At 64.4% G+C, this 18,296-nt stretch carries 17 protein-coding genes; 12 read left to right on the forward strand and 5 right to left on the reverse strand.

Annotated features, from left to right (window positions below; genetic code table 11):
- Positions 1-31: 31 nt before the first annotated feature.
- Together ACH9L7_RS13230 and ACH9L7_RS13235 are read left to right on the forward strand one after the other, a co-directional pair.
- Positions 32-1,000, forward strand: a complete 969-nt coding sequence (locus ACH9L7_RS13230; RefSeq protein ID WP_396611166.1) for an ATP-binding cassette domain-containing protein — start codon at positions 32-34, stop codon at positions 998-1,000.
- The gene (locus tag ACH9L7_RS13235; protein ID WP_396611167.1) at positions 997-1,923 is read left to right on the forward strand and encodes an ABC transporter permease subunit; all 927 of its coding nucleotides are present in this window, start codon (positions 997-999) and stop codon (positions 1,921-1,923) included. The genes ACH9L7_RS13230 and ACH9L7_RS13235 overlap by 4 nt, the downstream gene beginning before the upstream one ends.
- A 47-nt stretch (positions 1,924-1,970) precedes the next feature.
- On the opposite strand, the gene ligA is transcribed toward ACH9L7_RS13235, so the two are convergent.
- Positions 1,971-4,109, reverse strand: a complete 2,139-nt coding sequence (gene ligA, locus ACH9L7_RS13240; protein ID WP_396611168.1) for an NAD-dependent DNA ligase LigA — start codon at positions 4,107-4,109, stop codon at positions 1,971-1,973.
- A 141-nt stretch (positions 4,110-4,250) separates the two neighbouring features.
- On the opposite strand from ligA, the gene ACH9L7_RS13245 reads away from it, so the two are divergent.
- Positions 4,251-4,781 (forward strand): type IV pilin N-terminal domain-containing protein, encoded by a 531-nt coding sequence (locus ACH9L7_RS13245; RefSeq protein WP_396611169.1) that lies wholly within the window; start codon positions 4,251-4,253, stop codon positions 4,779-4,781.
- Positions 4,782-4,916: 135 nt separating this feature from the next.
- Here the strand turns inward: ACH9L7_RS13245 and ACH9L7_RS13250 are convergent, their stop codons facing one another.
- Entirely contained in the window at positions 4,917-6,269 is a 1,353-nt protein-coding gene (locus ACH9L7_RS13250) for a cytochrome P450 (RefSeq protein ID WP_396611170.1), read from the reverse strand.
- A gap of 397 nt (positions 6,270-6,666) precedes the next feature.
- Positions 6,667-7,320: a helix-turn-helix domain-containing protein gene (locus tag ACH9L7_RS13255; protein ID WP_396611171.1), complete on the reverse strand. Its 654-nt coding sequence runs from the start codon at positions 7,318-7,320 to the stop codon at positions 6,667-6,669.
- A 163-nt stretch (positions 7,321-7,483) separates the two neighbouring features.
- Between ACH9L7_RS13255 and ACH9L7_RS13260 the strand changes: the two genes are divergently transcribed.
- The 8 genes from ACH9L7_RS13260 to ACH9L7_RS13295 all read left to right on the forward strand — a co-directional run bounded on the left by ACH9L7_RS13260 (position 7,484) and on the right by ACH9L7_RS13295 (position 15,190).
- Positions 7,484-8,803 carry an O-acetylhomoserine aminocarboxypropyltransferase/cysteine synthase family protein gene (locus ACH9L7_RS13260; protein ID WP_396611172.1) on the forward strand — a complete coding sequence of 440 codons (1,320 nt, stop codon included), beginning with the start codon at positions 7,484-7,486 and terminating at the stop codon, positions 8,801-8,803.
- Positions 8,800-10,047, forward strand: a complete 1,248-nt coding sequence (gene metX, locus ACH9L7_RS13265) for a homoserine O-acetyltransferase (protein ID WP_396611173.1) — start codon at positions 8,800-8,802, stop codon at positions 10,045-10,047. Before ACH9L7_RS13260 ends, metX begins: the two co-directional genes overlap by 4 nt.
- A gap of 245 nt (positions 10,048-10,292) precedes the next feature.
- Complete coding sequence (locus ACH9L7_RS13270) at positions 10,293-11,588, forward strand: O-acetylhomoserine aminocarboxypropyltransferase/cysteine synthase family protein (RefSeq protein ID WP_396611174.1); 1,296 nt, start codon at positions 10,293-10,295, stop codon at positions 11,586-11,588.
- Between the two features lie 123 nt (positions 11,589-11,711).
- Complete coding sequence (locus ACH9L7_RS13275; RefSeq protein WP_396613278.1) at positions 11,712-12,830, forward strand: anion permease; 1,119 nt, start codon at positions 11,712-11,714, stop codon at positions 12,828-12,830.
- Positions 12,831-12,972: 142 nt separating this feature from the next.
- Positions 12,973-13,362, forward strand: coding sequence for a ferredoxin Fer (gene fer / locus ACH9L7_RS13280; protein WP_396611175.1), 390 nt, complete (start codon positions 12,973-12,975; stop codon positions 13,360-13,362).
- Positions 13,363-13,480: 118 nt separating this feature from the next.
- On the forward strand, positions 13,481-14,494 hold the full coding sequence (locus ACH9L7_RS13285) for a prepilin peptidase (RefSeq protein WP_396611176.1): 1,014 nt from the start codon (positions 13,481-13,483) through the stop codon (positions 14,492-14,494).
- Positions 14,495-14,554: 60 nt separating this feature from the next.
- Complete coding sequence (gene hisI, locus ACH9L7_RS13290; protein WP_396611177.1) at positions 14,555-14,920, forward strand: phosphoribosyl-AMP cyclohydrolase; 366 nt, start codon at positions 14,555-14,557, stop codon at positions 14,918-14,920.
- Positions 14,921-14,944: 24 nt separating this feature from the next.
- Positions 14,945-15,190: a hypothetical protein gene (locus ACH9L7_RS13295; RefSeq protein ID WP_396611178.1), complete on the forward strand. Its 246-nt coding sequence runs from the start codon at positions 14,945-14,947 to the stop codon at positions 15,188-15,190.
- Positions 15,191-15,218: 28 nt separating this feature from the next.
- Here the strand turns inward: ACH9L7_RS13295 and ACH9L7_RS13300 are convergent, their stop codons facing one another.
- Both ACH9L7_RS13300 and glmM read right to left on the reverse strand, forming a co-directional pair.
- Positions 15,219-15,809, reverse strand: coding sequence for a GNAT family N-acetyltransferase (locus tag ACH9L7_RS13300; RefSeq protein ID WP_396611179.1), 591 nt, complete (start codon positions 15,807-15,809; stop codon positions 15,219-15,221).
- A gap of 41 nt (positions 15,810-15,850) precedes the next feature.
- Positions 15,851-17,215, reverse strand: coding sequence for a phosphoglucosamine mutase (glmM, locus tag ACH9L7_RS13305; protein WP_396611180.1), 1,365 nt, complete (start codon positions 17,213-17,215; stop codon positions 15,851-15,853).
- A gap of 211 nt (positions 17,216-17,426) precedes the next feature.
- Between glmM and hisA the strand changes: the two genes are divergently transcribed.
- The gene (gene hisA, locus ACH9L7_RS13310; RefSeq protein WP_396611181.1) at positions 17,427-18,143 is read left to right on the forward strand and encodes a 1-(5-phosphoribosyl)-5-[(5-phosphoribosylamino)methylideneamino]imidazole-4-carboxamide isomerase; all 717 of its coding nucleotides are present in this window, start codon (positions 17,427-17,429) and stop codon (positions 18,141-18,143) included.
- Positions 18,144-18,296: the final 153 nt, after the last annotated feature.

Consider the following 18,296-nt stretch of genomic DNA (forward strand, 5'->3'; position numbering starts at 1 on the left):
CCCTATATTCCAGCACGACACAAGCCCGCCCATGGCCGCCATCGAACTGGACGGCGTGACGAAACGGTTCGGAGACGACCGTGGTGTGCTCGGTTCACTTCGGTCTTCCTCGGACGCCAGTATCGTAACCGCCGTCAACAACCTCTCATTCACCGTCGAGGAGGGAGAGGTGTTCGGATTCCTCGGTCCCAACGGGGCCGGGAAGTCCACCACGATAAACATGCTCCTCGACTTCGTGCGCCCGACGAGTGGCTCCGTCCGCGTCCTCGGACACGACGCCCAGGCAGAGAGTGTCGCCGTTCGTCGCCGTACCGGCGTCCTCCCCGAAGGGTACGACGTGTACGACCGTCTCACCGGTCGTGAACACGTCGAGTTCGCTATCGAGTCGAAAGAGTCGAACGACGACCCTGATGAACTGCTCTCCAGAGTCGGTCTGAGTCCCGAAGATGCCGACCGCCGCGCCGGCGGGTACTCGAAAGGGATGTCCCAGCGTCTCGCACTGGCGATGGCGCTGGCCGGGAGTCCCGACCTGCTCATCCTCGACGAACCGTCGTCCGGACTCGACCCCGCGGGTGCCCGCGAGATGCGCGACATCGTCCGCGCCGAGGCCGACCGTGGCGCGACTGTGTTCTTCTCCAGCCACGTCCTCGGACAGGTCGAAGCGGTCTGTGACCGCGTCGGCATCCTCCGCGAGGGCGAACTCATCGCCGAAGACAGCATCGACAGCCTCCGCGACAAACTCGATTCGGAGGCCATTCTCCGACTGGATGTCGACGGCGACGCTGACCTCGATGCAGTCCGCGCTGTCAGTGGCGTCTCGTCGGTCGACTACGACGGCGACAAACTCGTCGTCGCCTGCGCGTCCGACGCCAAGACGAGCGTCATCGACGCCGTGGAGTCGAACGGGGCGACCGTCGCCGACTTCGAGACGGACTCGGCGTCGCTGGAGGATATCTTCCTCGCGTACACCGAAGAGGACCGAGAGGAGGTACCGGCATGACGCTCGAATCAGTCGCCAGAAAGGACTTCCGCGACGCCATCCGTTCGCGGTGGCTCATGGGGCTGACGCTGTTCTTCGCGCTCCTCATCGGCGGGTCGACAGTGCTGTTCTACGGCGTCCTGCTCAAGGGTGCCGGCGCGAACTCCGAATCCTTGTTCGGACTCACCACCGCGCCCGGCGGCCTGTTTAGCTTCTCCTACGCGGGGATGCTCGGGTTCGTGCTGGCACTCATCGCCCTCGTAACCGCGCATGGCTCTCTCATCGACGAACGCGAGTCTGGGTCGCTGAAGCTCCTGCTTTCGCTTCCGAACTCCCGCCGCGACGTGGTGTTTGGAAAGCTCGTCGGCCGGACGCTCGTCGTCGTCGCCTCGATGCTCGTCGGGTTCGTCATCGCCCTCTTCGCGATGCTCTTTACCGGCGCGCAGGTGGCGTTCGTCTCCTTCGCGGGACAGGTCGCACTCTCCGGCCTGCTAGCGACGGCGTTCGTCTCCATCGGCATCTGGCTCTCGGCGTCGTCGAACACGCCGCGACAGGCGCTGTTCGGAACCATCGGCCTGTACTTCATCTTCGCCGTCCTCTGGTCGACGGTGGCGACGGGTATTCCGCGGCTGTTCAACTGGGTCGCGGACAAAGTGCCCGGTATCGACCAGATGGCGGCCGAGCAAATCGTCCTCACGCGACTGTTCATCAAGTACCTGAACCCGCTTCGGGCCTACGAGACGCTCATCGCGCAACTGTACGGGTCGGCCGCGGCCGCCCGTCTGTTCAAGGCCGGGCTCCAAGAGTCGCTGATTCTCCAGCCCATCCTCAAAGAGTCCATCCCGGTGTACCTCTCGGGACCGTTCATCCTCGTGGTTCTGCTCGCGTGGATTGCGATTCCGCCGGTACTCGGCTACCGGTCGTTCCAGAAATCCGACCTCTGATTCGGCTGCCGTTCTGTTAATTTGGCTCCCGGACTTTTTTTGCAGGCTTACGCTGGCGGATACCCGATACCTCGCTCGGCGAGCAGCGCTTCGAACTCGTTTTCGTCGAGCGTCGGCACCCCGCGCTCGTCGGCGTCGTCTCGCTTCGATTGCCCCGGGTTCTCGCCGACGACGAGGTAGTTGGTGTTGCCGGAGACAGACCCGGTCACGTTGCCGCCGTGGGCTTCGACGAGTTCGCGGATGTCGCCCCGACTCACCGCGAGTGTTCCCGTCACGACGAGGGTGAGGTCGGCGAGTTCGTCGCCGCCGGATTCGACGGGTTCAGGCTCGACACCGTGGTCGAGAAGCGAGCGAATGACGGTGCGGTTGTCCTCGTTCTCGAAGAAGTCGCGGACGCGATGGGCGACCGTCTCTCCGATGTCGGGGACGGTCGTCAGGCGCTCCTCGAACGCATCGAATGTGGACTCGGAAACGTCCTCACCGATGGGGAACTCGTCTATCGACCCGAACTCCCGGGCGAGCGCGCGGGCGGTCGCTTCGCCGACTTCGGGGATGCTCAGGCCGACGAGGAACGAATCGAGCGATGGCTCTTTCGACCCGTCGATGGCGTCGACGAGGTTCTGGGCGCTCGTCTCGCCCCAGCCCTCTAGTTCGACCAACTCCTCGACTGTGAGGCCATAGAGGTCGGCCACCGACTCCACGAGTTCGGAATCGACGAGTTGCGCCACGCGCTCTTCGCCGAGGCCATCGATATCCATCGCACCCTTGATGGCGAAGTGGCTGATGGATGCCTCGCGCTGCGCGGGGCACGACAGGCCGCCGGAACAGAACGCCAACGGGCCGTCACGGTCGACTGGACTGCCACAGACGGGGCACTCGTCCGGGAACTCGTAGTGCCCGCCAGCGTCTTCGCCGGACTCCGTCCGGCGGGCCGACGAGCGTTGCTCGTCGACTTCGACTACCTCGACCACCTGTGGGATAACGTCGCCAGCGCGTTTCACGCGAACGCGGTCCTCGACAGCGACACCGAGGGAGTCGATTTCGTCCGGGTTGTGGAGCGTCGCCCGCGAGACGGTCACGCCGCCCACGTCCACCGGGTCGAGGAGCGCGACGGGCGTCAAGCGTCCCGTTCGACCGACCTGGACGACGATATCGCGAACCGTCGTCACCTCGTGACGGGCCGGGAACTTGTAGGCAAAGGCCCAACGGACCGACCTGCTTTTTTCACCCAATTCCTCGCGTGCCGCCCGTGAATCGACCTTGATGACGGTGCCGTCGATTTCGTAGTCGAGGTCGTCGCGGGCCTCCAGCATCCGGTCGCGGTAGTCGATTGCCCCCGTTACGTCCTCGACGCGGTCGAGTTCGTCGGCGACGCGGAGACCCCAGTCTCGCAGGTGGTCGAGCGAGTCCCACTGGGAGTCTGGCGTCTCGCTGGCGTCGAGAATATCGTAGAAGAACACCGCCATCGGGCGGTCGGCGACGACGCCCGGGTCGAGGTTGCGAATCGTCCCGGCGGCGGCGTTGCGGGGGTTGGCGAAGGGGTCCTCGCCCGCTTCGACGCGGCGGCGATTCAGGTCGTTGAACGCCGGTTTCGGCATGTACACCTCACCCCGGACGGCGAGCGTGTCGGGGTAATCCCCCCGAAGGTGGAGCGGAACCGTCGGAATCGTCTTTACTTGCGCGCTCACGTCGTCGCCGCGCTGGCCGTCCCCACGGGTTGCGGCGCGGACGAACCGCCCGCCCTCGTAGACGACTTCTACCGAGAGGCCGTCGAACTTCGGTTCGCAGACGTATGCCACGTCGCCGACTTCGCGTCGGACACGCTGGTCGAACTCTCGCAGGTCGTCGGCGTCGGTACTCTGGTCGATAGAGAGCATAGGTGCGACGTGTTCGACCGTTTCGAGTTGGTCGAGCGGTTCGCCGCCGACGCGACTCGTCGGACTGTCGGTTGTATCGAGGTCGAACGTGCCTTCGAGGGCGAGAAGTCGGGAGAAGAGGGCGTCGTATGCGGCGTCGGAGATGAGGGGTTCGGCCTGCACGTAGTACCGGTGGTCGTGTTCGCGGATGGCTTCGCGGAGGAGTTCGGCCTGCGCTTCGGCGTCCTCGCGCGAGAGTTCCTCGGCGGGTTCGAACTCCGTCGGCGGGTCGCGGAGATAGGGGTTCGACTCGGCGTCGGTGTCTGTCATTGTCTGTGGGGTCGAACGCCCGAGTCGTAAACGCACCGGGGTCCGCTCCGTCGTCAGGCGAACAGATGGTGTGGGTGTCGGGAACCGGCTTTCTCACCCCTCTGTCGGTAGATACTTTTAGTATGATGGAGAATTGACACCATGCTTCGAGGTTTGGAACGGGACGACCGGGGGGCGTCCGAGGTCGTGGGTGGTATTCTCTTGGTGGCAATCGTCGTCGTTCTGTCCGCAACGACAGCAACATTCATGTTCGGGACGGCGTCGTCCGCACCGGAACCGGCACCGTCGATTGATGTTTCTCACACGCTCGTCGACGGTGACGAGGTCATCGCCGTCACGCTCGACGCCGGTGATTCTGTCCGGACTGACCGCCTCTACGTTATCGGTTCGGACGAACTCGACATCGGTAGCGCGCCCGGCAGTAGCACCGCAGCAGACGACTCGTACGCCAGCAAGCGAGAGCAATTCACCGAGTCCAGCGGCGATAACCCACCGCAGGTCGGCATCGGCGAGACGTGGGGGGCCGGTGAGACGGTGTATCTCGACCCGGTGGGGAGCGACGCCCACGGGACGACGGTGAGTATCTACTGGAGCACACGGCCGGTACAGGGAATCAACCCCGGCACAGTCAGCGGGGAACAGTCGCACAAACTTCTGGAGTTCACCGTCTAAAACGCGGGGAGACCGTAGGTGTGGAGGGGAGAGTCAGGGGGGAGACGACACGGCACGTTTCGTGCGGAAGAGGGGCAAGGGAGGAGACGACAGGTCTCGTGGGGTGGAGTCGAGTGGACCTGAAGCGGTCCCGGACTATCGCCGACTCACGACCATCTCGACCGACCCCTCGGGACGGAGAGTAATCGAGGGGTCGAATTCGAGTTCGTGGGTCGGGTCGACGGTCCACGACTGAGCGATGGTGGCGAGGGCAAGGCGCGCTTCGAGGAGCGCGAACCGGTCGCCGATACAGCGGCGGGGGCCGCCGCCGAACGGGAAGTAGGCGAACTTCGGCAGGTCGCGCTTGAACTCGGACGTCCACCGACTCGGGCGGAACTCGAGCGGGTCGTCGTAGAACCGGGGGTCGCGGTGGATGACCCACTGTTGGGTCGTCACCGTCTGGCCCGGTTTGATGTGGTACCCGTCGACGGTGTCCGGTTCGGCGGCCTCACGGACGAGTTCCCAGACAGGCGGGTAGATGCGCATACCCTCGGTAATTACCTGTTCGGTGTAGGTGAGGTCGTTGAGGTCCGCGAACGTCGGACTGTCGCCGTCGAGGACGCTGTCGAGTTCCTCACGGAGGGTGTCGGCCTGTTCTTGGTTGGTGCCGAGGAGGTGGAGCGTGTAGGTAAGCGCGAGGGCCGTCGTCTCGTGGCCGGCGAGCAGGATGGTGACCAACTCGTCGCGAATCTGCTCGTCCGGAAGCGGGTTGCCGTCGTCGTCGCGGAACGTCAACAACAGCGAGACGATGTCGTTCGACTCGGGGTCGAGGTCGCCGTCTCTGTGGTCGTTGACGATACGACCGACGACTTCGGTGAGGTCGGAAAGCGCCTGTTTGTACCGGCGGTTGAGCGGCGTCGGCACCCACTGCGGCACGTCGACCGGGCGACGCATCGAGACCGAAGAGTAGTCCATGACGGTTTCGAGCGCCTCGCCGACGGCCGATTCCTCTTCGCGGATGTCCACGTCGAAGAGCGTCTTGGCGGCGATTTCGACCGTGAGGCTCATCATGTCCTCGTGGATGTCCCGCGTCTCGCCGTCCTCCCACGACGACAGCATGCGCTCTGTATACTCGACCATTATTTTGCTGTACCGTTCGAGCATTTGCGGGAGGAACGACGGTTGCATCAGGTGGCGCTGCTGCCGCCAGAACTCGCCTTCGCTGGTGAGAAGCCCCTCACCGAGAACCGTACCGAGCGACTCTTGGAAGAGTTCGCCCTTGATGTACTTCTGGTTCTCCTGGACGAGGACGTGTTCGACCAGTTCGGGGTCGCTTAGCTGATAGAACGAGATACCGCCGATATTGTACTCGGCGACCGGACCGTATTCGCGGGCGACATCCGTGATGAATTCGAGCGGGTCGTCCGCATACTGAAGCGTGTTGTGTACCACCGGAACGCCCGACGGACCCGGCGGCTGTTCACTCCGTTTCTGCGGTGCTTCTGACATGGTTCTAGAGACGGGGCGCGTCCGAATGGGGTTGCTGCCGATGTCCGCCGGCCCTTTATAGAGGTTCGAGGAGAATACTGGTTGGTTTAGCCACCAGATAAATCCGACAATTTAAGTCACTATTTCCTGTTTCGAGATGCGTGCGTGGAGAACTGGCGGTTGACTCGGTGTTCGCCACGGTTCGTAGCCGAAACCAAAAGGTAAGCCGACCACGCCGACAGTCGTTAAATAATCAGGTAACTCGAAACCCTCTACGGGGGACGAGTAACGGCTTCGTGGCAAAGCCACTGGCTGACTGTCCAGCAAACCTTAGACTCCCAACCTTCAGGATTGACCTGCCCGCCAACACCGGGTGGGAGGCCCGCGCCTAAAGGCGCGGGAGGATGCCACATAGCGGCTATCCAAGACGGGTCAGCACGTTCGATTCGACCTTCCGGAGGTGTTCCGAGACGGTACTGGGCGAACAGTCGAGTTCGTCGGCTAGCGCCTCGACAGAGACCTGCCGCGGGATGTCGTAGTAGCCGCGTTCGACGGCCGTTTCGAGGACTTCGCGCTGGCGGGCGGTTAGCTCGGCGCGCACGCCGTTTCGCACGGGTTCGTAGTCGGACAGTCCCTCGACGCAGAACGCATCTTGGAACGAGTCTGGAAGCGACGAGACAGCACCCGAGAGCTGTGTGTGCGTCCCGAGGACGTTGACGACGACGCCGTCGCGGGTGAGTCGAATCGGCGTGTCGAGCAACAGGTCGTGTTCGTCGACGAGTTCGAGCAACCGCTGCACGTCGTCCAAGGGAACGAGGTGAACGTGACACACGACGCCGCCGTCGGTGGTCTCCCCAACGTCGAAGTCCACGATATCCGGATGCTCAGAGAGTCGTGCCTCGATATCTGGCGGCGCGTCTTCGAGAAGACACAACTCGACGACGGTTCCGTCGGGTCGGAGTCGAAGGTCGCGCAACTCGCCGCGCGGGTGCCGGTCGTCAACGGCAAAGAGGTTGTAGGGACTCCCGAACGGGTTTTCTTCGGCGTCGAAGTGGGCCCGGAGACACTTCATGGCGTGTACTCGCGCCCGCGAGCGTATGCAACCTTCCCTTCCAACTGGAAACGTGTTTTTCTACCAACTGGATGCACATCTGCCCTGATGACACACTCCGGGACTGGGCAACGCTTGCCGTAACTGTGAGTTATTCCCCTGTTTAGATTTATGCGTCTCATACATGACCCGAGGATTCCGCACCCGCGGCCTGCACGCCGGACAGGACCCCGACCCGGCGACAGGGGCGCGGGCCCCACCACTCTATCAGACGACATCGTACGTCTTCGACGACGCGGACTACGCTGCGGACCTGTACGCGCTCGAAGCGGACGACGACGTGTACTCTCGCATCTCGAATCCGACGACCCGGATTCTCGAACGTCGACTCGCCGCGCTCGAAGCGGGCGTCGACGCAGTGGCCACCGCCTCGGGGATGGCCGCCATCGACGCTATCACGACCGTTCTCACCACGGTCGGCGACAACGTCGTCCTCTCCGAAGAGATGTACGGCGGTACCTCCTCGTACTTCTCGAAGACGGCCACCAAGCGCGGCATTGAGGTCAGAACCGTTCCGACGCTCGACGTGGCCGCCTACGGCGAGGCTATCGACGACGACACTGCCTTCGTTCACGTCGAGACGGTGGCGAACCCATCGCTGAAGACGCCCGATTTCGAAGCCGTCGCCGACGTGGCCCACGACCACGGTGTCCCGCTCGTGGTCGACAACACGTTTGCGACGCCTGCGCTCTGTCGACCAATCGAACACGGCGCGGACATCGTCTGGGAGTCCACGACGAAGTGGCTCCACGGGTCCGGAACCACCATCGGCGGCGTCGTCGTCGATGGCGGCACCTTCCCGTGGGACGCGGCCGACTACGACGAACTCTCCGGTGAGAACCCCGCGTTCGACATCGACTTCGTCGAGCGATTCGGCGAACGGGCCTTCGCACAGGTCGTCCGGCATCGGGCGGTCAGAAGCACCGGCGGGTGTCAGTCGCCGTTCGACGCGTGGCAGACGCTTCAGGGCATCGAGACGCTCGCGCTTCGGATGGAAGCCCACTGCGAGAACGCCCGTCGCGTGGCCGAGTTCCTCCGCGACCGGGAGGGCGTCGCGTGGGTAACGTACCCCGGATTCGAAGCCCACGAGACACACGACCTCGCCACCCGGTATCTGGACGATGGGTACGCCGGGATGGTCACGTTCGGATTGGCGGGCGAGGACGACGAGGCGGCCTACACCGCGGCCAAGACCGTTTGCGAGTCGGTCGAACTCATCAGTTTCCTCGCCAACATCGGCGACGCGAAGACGCTCGTCATCCACCCGGCCTCGACGACGCACGCACAACTCTCCCACGAGGAACAGCGCGCCGCAGGCGTCGGCCCGGACATGCTCCGCCTGTCGGTCGGCATCGAGGACGTAGACGACATCATTTCCGACCTCAACCAGGCCATCGAGCAAGCGCAGTCTGAGACTGCGACGACACAGACGGAGGACAGATGAGTCGCACGCGAACCCCAATCGGTCGGCAGGTCGAATCGGACATCGTGAACGTCGGCGAGTTCCGATTCGAGTCCGGCGAGGTCATCACGGACATGCAGGTCGCCTACGAGGCCTACGGCGAGTTCACGGGCGAGAACGCGGTCCTCGTCTGCCACGGCCTCACCGGCAGTCAGCACGTCGCGGGGCGCGGCACCGACTCGGGCGTCGCCGGGCAGGCCAGCGCGTGGTGGTCCGACATCGTCGGCCCCGGCAAGGCCATCGACACGAACGAGTACTACGTCGTCTGTGTGAACGTTCCGGGGTCGTGCTACGGAACGAGTGGCCCGGCCAGCGACGGGCCCGACGGGAAACCGTGGGGAACCGACTTCCCACCAGTCACCGTCGGCGACTGGACGCGCGCCCAGCGACTCCTCCTCGACCACATCGGCGTCGGCAGACTCCACGCCGTCGTCGGCGGGTCGGTCGGCGGCATGAACGCGCTCGACTGGGCCGTCCAGTACCCCGACGACCTCGACAGACTCGTCGTCGTCGCGTCGGCGGCCCGCCTCGACCCGCAGTGTCTCGGTCTCGACGCCGTTGCCCGCCGCGCCATCACGGCCGACCCGAACTGGAACGGCGGCGACTACTACGGCGAGGACCGCCCCGACCCCGAACAGGGACTCGGACTGGCCCGGCAAATCGGCCACCTGATGTACCTCTCGAAGGACTCGATGGACCGCAAGTTCGGCCGTCGGTCCGCGGGTCGCGGCGGGCGCGGGGACGCCTACCCCGCCGACCCGGCGGCGATGTTCTTCCCGTACCGCGAGGTGGAGTCGTACCTCGACTATCAGGCCGAGAAGTTCGCCGACCGGTTCGACGCGAACTCGTACCTGTATCTCACCCGCGCGATGGACGACTTCGACCTCGCGGAAGGCTACGAGTCCGACGCGGCGGCACTCTCGGCGTTCGAGGGGGAGGCGCTCCTCCTCTCGTTCACCGGCGATTGGCACTTCACGACCGAGCAGGCCGAGTCGCTGGCCGAGGCGTTCCGCAGCGTCGACGTGCCCGTTGCCCACCACGTCGTCGAGTCCGACCACGGCCACGACGCGTTCCTCGTCGAACCCGAGAAGGTCGGCCCACCGCTGGACGCCTTCCTCCTCGCCGGTGTCGAGGGCCGCGCCGTCACCGACACCGCACCCGACGGCGGCGAACCGGACTCCGAGAAGGACTTCGCGCCGGTCCACTCGTCGCTGTTTTCGCACTGACGGGTTCGCCTTCCGACTGACGGATTCGCTCTCCGACTGACGGATTCGCTCTCCGACTGACGGATTCGCTCTCCGACTGACGGGCCTGCCTTCCGACTGACTACCCCCGCCCTCCGCTACCGGGCGACTTTGTTTTCCCTCTATTTTCGGGGGCTTGATACTCACAAGTGGTGTCACGTCGCAGGCACCGGCGGGAATTGCGGCCGTCACCCCGCTTTACCCCCTCTGCTCCCGAGACTCGTGATATGAGCGATGACGAGACGCCCGGGTTCCACACCCGGAGCCTGCACGCCGGACAGGACCCCGACCCCTCGACCGGTGCCCGCGCACCGCCACTCTACCAGACCACGTCGTACGTTTTCGACGACGCCGCCGACGCGGCGGCCCAGTTCGCCCTCGAAAAGCCGGGGCACATCTACTCCCGACTGATGAACCCGACCGTCGGGATGCTGCAAGAGCGCCTCGCGGCCCTCGAAGGCGGTGTCGGTGCCGCGGCCACGGCATCCGGGATGGCCGCCTTCGACCTCGCAAACTTCCTTCTCGCCTCCGCTGGCGACAACATCGTCTCCGCCTCCTCGCTGTACGGCGGGACCTACACGTATCTCACCCACACGGTCGAGCGCCGCGGCGTCACCACGAAGTTCGTCGATACGCTCGACGTGGACGCCTACGAGGAGGCCATCGACGAGGACACCGCGTACGTCCACCTCGAAACCATCGGCAACCCGGCGCTCGTAACGCCCGACATCGAGGCTATCGCCGACGTGGCCCACGACCACGGCGTCCCGCTCGTGGTCGACAACACGTTTGCGACGCCGTATCTCTGCAACCCAATCGAACACGGCGCGGACATCGTCTGGCAGTCCACGACGAAGTGGATTCACGGTGCCGGGACGACTATCGGCGGCGTTCTCGTCGACGGCGGCACCTTCCCGTGGGAGGAGTACGCCGACGACTACCCCGAGATTGCGAAGCCGAATCCGGCGTACCACGGCGTCAACTTCGCCGAGACGTTCGGCGAGGCCGCCTTCACCTACGCCGCCATTGCCCGCGGCCTCCGCGACCTCGGAAATTCGCAGTCACCGTTCGACGCGTGGCAGACGCTCGAAAAGCTCGAATCGCTCCCGCTGCGGATGCGCGCGCACTGTGAAAACGCGCAGGTAGTCGCCGAATTCCTCGACGAACACGAAAAGGTGTCGTGGGTGAACTACCCCGGTCTCGAATCCCACGAGACGCACGAGGCGGCCAGCGAGTACCTCGACGGCGGCTACGGCGGCATGATTACCTTCGGCCTCGCGGACGGCTACGAGGCCGCCAAGGGAACCGTCAACAACGTCGAACTCGCGTCGCTCCTTGCCAACGTCGGCGACGCGAAGACGCTCGTCATCCACCCGGCGTCGACGACCCACCAGCAACTCACCGACGAGGAGCAAGCGGCCGCGGGCGTCACCCCCGACATGGTCCGTCTCTCGGTCGGCATCGAGGACGTAGACGACATCATTTCCGACCTCGACCAGGCGATTCGGTCGGCGTCGAACTGAATCGGCTTTCGTCACCCGACTTTCTACCGGTCTACTACCGCTGGGACCATTGCTCCTTTTGTATCTGAACCACAAGATACCGCCGTGGTAGAAGCACTCCTCTTCGTCGGACTCCTAGTCGCAGTGTTCGTCGGGTTCAACATCGGCGGGTCGTCGACGGGAGTCGCCTTCGGTCCCGCGGTCGGAAGTAAGGTCCTCGGCAAACTCGCCGCCGCCGGGTTGATGACGGGATTCGCCTTGCTTGGTGGGTGGACTATCGGCCGTGAAGTCGTCGCGAAGATGGGTGGCGAAATCGTCCCGCAGAGTGAGTTCACCCTTCTGGCGACCGTCGCTGTCCTCTTTTTCGTCGGTCTCGCGCTCCTCGTCTCCAACACCTTCGGCGTCCCGGCGTCCACGTCGATGACCGCCGTCGGAGCGATTGCCGGACTCGGCCTCGCCCGCGGTTCTCTCAACTCGGACGTGATGCTCGAAATCATCTCGTGGTGGATTGTCGCACCGGTCATCGCGTTCTGGGTGTGCGCCGTCATCGGGCGCTACATCTACCCGTATCTCGACGCGTGGCTGAAACTCGACCAGAGTCCGGGCGCGCTCGTCGTCCTCGACCGGAGTTCGTCGATTCCGCGGGTACGGCTCGGCCCGAACACGACACTCCGGGAGTTCGGAAGCACCGTGCTCGTCGTTGTCGTGGCGTGTTACATGGCTTTCTCCGCCGGTGCGTCGAACGTCGCCAACGCGGTGGCTCCGCTCGTCGGCAACGGCGCGCTGGAGATGAACACTGGTATCCTCCTCGCTGCCGGTGCAATCGGTCTCGGTGCGTTCACTATCGCCCGTCGGACGCTCGACACCGTCGGCAACGACCTCACGGAACTTCCTATCCTCGCCGCGCTCATCGTCGAGACGGTGAGCGCCTCTCTCATCTCCTTTCTCTCGGCAATCGGCATCCCCGCCAGCCTCGCAGTGAGTGCGACGATGTGTATCGTCGGTCTCGGCTGGGGTCGAGCCACCCGGACGGTCACACTCGGCGAAGCTCTCGGTGGCGAAGCACCGCAGGTGTCGGTCAACGCCCTCACTGTCGAGCGGGAAGACGAGGTGCCGAAGATGGGCGAAGAGGCCCCCGACGAACTTTCCGCACACGACCTGTTCGACCCCGGGACGACCGGTCGGGTCATCTTCTTCTGGATGCTCACCCCGTCGCTGTCGGCGATTGCTTCTTACGCGCTCTTCTCGTCGAGCGCTTTCTGACACCTCGACGCGACGCCGGTTTTGAGGGACATTTTGCAGGGACGTTTGTGACGAAATCACAGTGAGAGAACCGGTCACGCCGGTCGATTCCGTGTGGAATGAACAGCAAAGTCTAATGGTGTGGCCTCCGAACCGCTTGTTGATGCCCACGGTAACCTACCTCAACTACGAAACTTTCGACGACCAGGGATGGGACCTCGACGACGAGGACCTCTTCGAGAAGGCCGCCGACGCCGGTCTCGACGCCGAAGACTACGGTGAACTCGAAGTCAACCAGGGCGAATACATTCTCGAAGCCGCCGAGGCGCAGGGCTACGACTGGCCCTTCAGCTGCCGCGCAGGTGCCTGTGCGAACTGTGCAGCTATCGTCAAGGAAGGCGACATCGAGATGGACATGCAGCAGATCCTCTCCGACGAGGAAGTCAACGACAAGAACGTCCGTCTGACCTGCATCGGTTCGCCCACTGCGGACGAGGTCAAGATCGTCTACAACGCGAAGCACCTCGACTACCTGCAGAACCGCGTCATCTAAGACGCCGATTCAGCATTTTCTTTTGACGGTGCCCTGTGAGCGGTAGCCTCGGCGCTCACAACTATCGACTCTGAGAACCTTCCCGAACACCTAACTCCTCGGCAGACCGTCTGCCGGTATGTTCGGCATCGGCACGCTCCCCGACCTCCTGCGACTGGTGGTTGTGCCCGTCCTCGCGTGGACCGCGTGGCGCGACATCCGCACGCGACGCGTCCCCAACATCGTCTGGTATCCGCTGGCGGCGTTGGGTCTCGTCTTGCTCGCGTGGGAACTCTTCGGGCATCTCCCGCCAGAGACGGTATTTGACCGCCTGTATCTCGTTCGCGTCGGCGTGAGCGTCTTCTTCGTCATCCCGCTTTCGTACCTGTTTTGGCGTCTCGGCGGCTTCGGCGGCGCGGACGCGAAGGCACTCATCGTCTTCGCCCTGTTGCTGCCGACGTTCCCGAGTTACACCATCGGCGCGACCGAATTCCCCATCACGGAGACGACCCTCGGCGTCTTCTCGATGACCATCCTGACGAACACCGTCATCATCGGCCTCGCGTACCCGCTCGCGCTCGCGGCCCGAAACCTCACGGCCGGTGGGTTCGAGTTCCCGCTTTCGTTCGTCGGCCGGCGCGTCTCGGTTCCCTCGCTGGCGACGGCGCACGGTCGGCTGTTCGAGTCGCCCGACGCTATCACCCGAAACGGACTGGACCTCGACGCCCTGCGGATGTACCTCCGCTGGCGCGGCCTCACGCTCTCGGACCTTCGGGAGAACGCCGCGGCGCTCCGCGACCCCGAGACAATCGGCGAGACGTTCGACCCGACTGACGGGGCAGTCCACCGCGAGGTGACGGCCGATGGCGGACTCTCCGACGTGGATACGGAGACGAGCGCCGACGCAACTTCCGACACCGAGTTCGACGACCCGTGGGGTGCCGAAGCGTTCCTCGACGACATCGACGGGTCGGCCTACGGGACGACCCCGGAGAAACTCCGCGGCGGCCTCGAACTCGTGACGACCCGTGACGCCGTCTGGATATCCCCGGGCATTCCGTTCATCGTCCCGATGTTCGTCGGCCTCGTCGTCGCGTTCGTCTACGGGGACATCCTCTTCGGCGTTCTCGGCGCGCTCGGAATCGTTGGCTAATCGACACGCGTTGAGCGACGACGCACAAAAGATAACCTTCGTCACCGCGTGGCCCGAACCATGACGGTCGATGTCGACTTCGGCGACGACGGACTCGTCCCAGCAGTGGCACAGGATGCCGAGTCGGGCGACGTTCTCATGCTCGCGTACGTCTCGCCGGAGGCGCTGGAGCGAACCATCGAGACGGGCCGGGCGCACTACTACTCGCGGAGTCGAGACGAACTCTGGGAAAAGGGCGCGTCCAGCGGCCACACACAGGAGATTCGAGAGGTACGCGTGGATTGCGACGCCGACACGCTGTTGTACCTCGTCGACCAGAACGTCGGCGCGTGCCACACCGGCCACCGGTCGTGTTTCTACCGAACCGTCGACGGCGAAAACGTCGGCGAGCGCGTTTTCGACCCGGACGCTGTCTACGACGAGTGAACCGATGACGCCCGAACTGCACAGATGGTGAGCGTCGTCGCTGTCGTCGCCGCGGCACTCGGTCTCGGGTGTTTCGCACTCGGCGCGCGACTGCTCAAGAGTGACCTCGCGGCCCACCGCGTGGCGCGCTCTGACGACCCTGAATTCGTCCTCGACCCGACTCGTGAGGACCCACCGGACGACGAGATAGACGGAAACGGCCTCGAACGCGGCTTTATGTTACTCGTGCTCGGCGGTCTGTGTCTCCTCTTTGCGGCGCTCAGTCTGTGAGTCGTCGTTGCGGTTTTGGCGTCGCTCTTCAGTCTCTGAGCGACCGGGCCATGAGGACCGCCGGATACGACTCGTCGCCGACTTCCGTCTCGAATTCCTCGACCACCTCGAATCCCTTCGACTGGTAGAACCGCTGTCCGACCTCGTTTTCGGCGAACGTCTCCAAGACGAGGCGGTCGAATCGCGCTGGGATGGCCGCGGTGACTGTTTCGAGCAGTCTCGACCCGATTCCCTTCCCCCACCGAGACGGGTCGACGTAGATAGTCCACAGACCTGCTTCGTCGTCGCCGACGAAGTCCTTCGCCTCGTTTCCCCACCGAGTCGCGGCAAAGCCGACGACCCTCGCCGCATCGTCGTCCGACCCGTCGTCGCCGGACGCTCGGCTCGCCGACTCATCGACGGCGACCACGTACCGCCCCGATTCAGTCTGGTTGAGTATGGTCGCGTAGTCGAACTGCTCTCGAAGCCACGCTTCGTCGGGTTCGTCTTCGGGGTCAGGAAGCACGTCATCCGGAAGGATGTGGTCGTACGCCTCGACCCAGCAGCGTGCGTTTACTCGATGGACGCCGCGCATCTCGGCGGGCGATTGCGGTGGTCTGACGGCGAACTTGTCGCTCATACGCACGCTTTGGGGCGTCGAGTGAAAAAGAGTCGTACGGCTTACAGTTCGTCCACTGCAGCGCGAAGCGCGTCAGCGGCCTCTTCGGCGAGTTCGGACGCCCGCTCTTCGGTGTGGCCTTCGGCGTAGATGCGGACTTTCGGTTCGGTTCCGGACGGACGGACGAGGACCCACGCGTCGCCGTAGTCGAGGCGGTAGCCGTCGGTGGTATTCGGCGTCGCGTCGGACGATTCGGCGTACTCGGCGGCGGCGTGCAGCATCGCCTCCAACTCCTCGTCGGAGTCGTAGGTGAGGTTGACGCGGACGTTGTGGTAGTCCTGATACGGTGCGACAACCTCGCTCGCGGGGCGCTCGGCGACGAGTTCGAGGAACTTCGCGGCGATGTACGCGCCGTCGCGGACGAGGCGGTAGTTGGGGAAGAACACCCCGCCGTTGCCCTCGCCAGCGACGGGAACGTTCTCGCCTTCGCGCCAGAGTTCGCGGATGCGGGTAATGAGATTCGTCGCGCCGATAGGCGTGAGTTCGAGGTCTGCGCCGACTTCCTCGCACACGTCCACGAGTCGCTGCGAGACGTTGACGGCCGAGACGGTCACGTCACCGGGTTCGAGGAACGCGGCGGCGAGTGCGGCCAGCGACGCTTCGCCGGAGATGACCTCGCCGTGTTCGTCGACGAAGATAGCCCGGTCGGCGTCGCCGTCGTGGGCGATACCGACGTCGGCGTCTGTCACACGCACGAGGCGTTCGAGGTCGCGGAGGTTCTCGGGCACGGGTTCGGACTCGCGGCCGGGGAAGTGGCCGTCGGGTTGCGCGTTGACCGTGCGGACCTCACAGCCGAGTTCGCGGAGGAAGTCGGGCGTGACGAGCGACCCCGCGCCGTGGCCGGGGTCGAGGGCGACGGTGAGGTTCGCCTCGGCGATGGCGTCGCGGTCGACGCTCGCGAGTAGTTCCTCGCGGTAGTCGTCGTTGGCCGTCTCGATGGACCGGACCGACCCGACACCGTCCCACGCGGCCACGTCGAACTCCTCGGCGAGGATGTGGTCTTCGATGCGCTCTAACTGTTCGACTGAGAGTTCGACACCGTCGTTGCCGACGAGTTTGACGCCGTTGAACTCCGGCGGATTGTGCGACGCCGTGACGACGATAGCGGGGATTCCCTCCACCTCACTGTATCGGACTGCGGCGGGCGTGGGAACCACGCCGAGGTCGTCGACATCGACGCCGACGCTGGCCAGGCCGGACGACGCGGCGTTGACGAACATCTCTCCTGTCGTTCGCGTGTCGCGGGCGATGGCGACACGGTCGGTGTTCCAGACCGTGCCTGCGGCCTTGGCGACGCGGAGTACGAACTCTGGGGTGAGGCTCTCGCCCACCACGCCGCGGGTTCCGCTGGAACCGAAGAGTTTCATCGAGTGGTTCTGTATTCCGGCGAGACAAAGCCGTTCCGAACTGCTGCCTCACAGATTTTCTCGGGATAATATCTGAATGCTGACTGGTTTCGTCCGTGAGACGTTCCCGACTTGACTGGTCCCGGCTGCGAGACGGGTTTGACGGCCAGTTCTGACGGGAACAGTCACCGCATCCGGTGCGTTTAGGCCCGTCGCCAACCCACGGACGGGCATGTTCCCGGAGTTCGAAGTCGTCCCCGCCGTCGACATGCAAGATGGCGAAGTCGTCCAACTCGTACAGGGTGAACGCGGCACCGAAAAGACCTACGGCGACCCCGTCGAGGCCGCCCGTCGGTGGGTCGACGCCGGTGCGAAAACGCTTCATCTCGTGGACCTCGACGGTGCGTTCGAGGGAGAGCGCGCGAACGCCCCTGCGGTCGATGCCGTCCTCGACGCCGTGGACGTACCGGTCCAACTGGGCGGCGGGATTCGAACTGCGGACGACGCGCGGGCGCTCTTCGACCGTGGCGTAGACCGTGTCATTCTCGGCACTGCGGCCGTCGATAACCCCGATATCGTCGCCGAACTCGCGGAGGATTACCCCGACGGCGTGATGGTTAGCCTCGACGCGAAAGACGGCGAAGTCGTCGTCTCAGGGTGGACCGAAGGGACCGGTCTCGACCCCGCGGAGGCGGCCACGCGGTACGAAGAACTCGGCGCAGCGGCCATCCTCTTTACCGACGTAGACGTAGAGGGCCAACTCGAAGGCGTCCACCTCGAAACCACCACTAGCGTCGTCGATGCGGTCGATATTCCGGTCGTCGCCTCCGGCGGCGTCGCGTCGCTGGATGATATTCGCGCACTTCGTGACGCGGGCGCGGCCGCGACTGTGGTCGGGACCGCGCTCTACGAGGGTCGCTTCACGCTCGAAGAGGCGATGGACGCCTGAGTCGGCGGCCAGATTTCTTCAGCATTCTCGAGGTGGAGCCTCCGACCTCAAGGAGCGAACGGAGTGAGTGAGTAGGTCGGAGAGGAAACCGACATGGTACGACACAACCGGCATACTTCGACTACCTGACTCCCGAATGTATAAGAACCGTTA

The sequence above is a fragment of the Haloferax sp. S1W genome, from assembly GCF_044593955.1.
GTDB lineage: Archaea > Halobacteriota > Halobacteria > Halobacteriales > Haloferacaceae > Haloferax.

Excerpts from the sequence above, each read along its gene's own strand:
- metX (WP_396611173.1), top strand. The coding sequence starts at position 8,800 with ATGAGTCGCACGCGAACCCCAATCGGTCGGCAGGTCGAATCGGACATC.
- ACH9L7_RS13230 (WP_396611166.1), top strand. The coding sequence starts at position 32 with ATGGCCGCCATCGAACTGGACGGCGTGACGAAACGGTTCGGAGACGAC.
- ACH9L7_RS13245 (WP_396611169.1), top strand. The coding sequence starts at position 4,251 with ATGCTTCGAGGTTTGGAACGGGACGACCGGGGGGCGTCCGAGGTCGTG.
- ACH9L7_RS13255 (WP_396611171.1), bottom strand. The coding sequence starts at position 7,320 with ATGAAGTGTCTCCGGGCCCACTTCGACGCCGAAGAAAACCCGTTCGGG.
- ligA (WP_396611168.1), bottom strand. The coding sequence starts at position 4,109 with ATGACAGACACCGACGCCGAGTCGAACCCCTATCTCCGCGACCCGCCG.
- glmM (WP_396611180.1), bottom strand. The coding sequence starts at position 17,215 with ATGAAACTCTTCGGTTCCAGCGGAACCCGCGGCGTGGTGGGCGAGAGC.
- ACH9L7_RS13295 (WP_396611178.1), top strand. The coding sequence starts at position 14,945 with ATGGTGAGCGTCGTCGCTGTCGTCGCCGCGGCACTCGGTCTCGGGTGT.
- ACH9L7_RS13235 (WP_396611167.1), top strand. The coding sequence starts at position 997 with ATGACGCTCGAATCAGTCGCCAGAAAGGACTTCCGCGACGCCATCCGT.
- hisI (WP_396611177.1), top strand. The coding sequence starts at position 14,555 with ATGACGGTCGATGTCGACTTCGGCGACGACGGACTCGTCCCAGCAGTG.
- hisA (WP_396611181.1), top strand. The coding sequence starts at position 17,427 with ATGTTCCCGGAGTTCGAAGTCGTCCCCGCCGTCGACATGCAAGATGGC.
- ACH9L7_RS13300 (WP_396611179.1), bottom strand. The coding sequence starts at position 15,809 with ATGAGCGACAAGTTCGCCGTCAGACCACCGCAATCGCCCGCCGAGATG.
- fer (WP_396611175.1), top strand. The coding sequence starts at position 12,973 with ATGCCCACGGTAACCTACCTCAACTACGAAACTTTCGACGACCAGGGA.
- ACH9L7_RS13260 (WP_396611172.1), top strand. The coding sequence starts at position 7,484 with ATGACCCGAGGATTCCGCACCCGCGGCCTGCACGCCGGACAGGACCCC.
- ACH9L7_RS13285 (WP_396611176.1), top strand. The coding sequence starts at position 13,481 with ATGTTCGGCATCGGCACGCTCCCCGACCTCCTGCGACTGGTGGTTGTG.
- ACH9L7_RS13250 (WP_396611170.1), bottom strand. The coding sequence starts at position 6,269 with ATGTCAGAAGCACCGCAGAAACGGAGTGAACAGCCGCCGGGTCCGTCG.
- ACH9L7_RS13270 (WP_396611174.1), top strand. The coding sequence starts at position 10,293 with ATGAGCGATGACGAGACGCCCGGGTTCCACACCCGGAGCCTGCACGCC.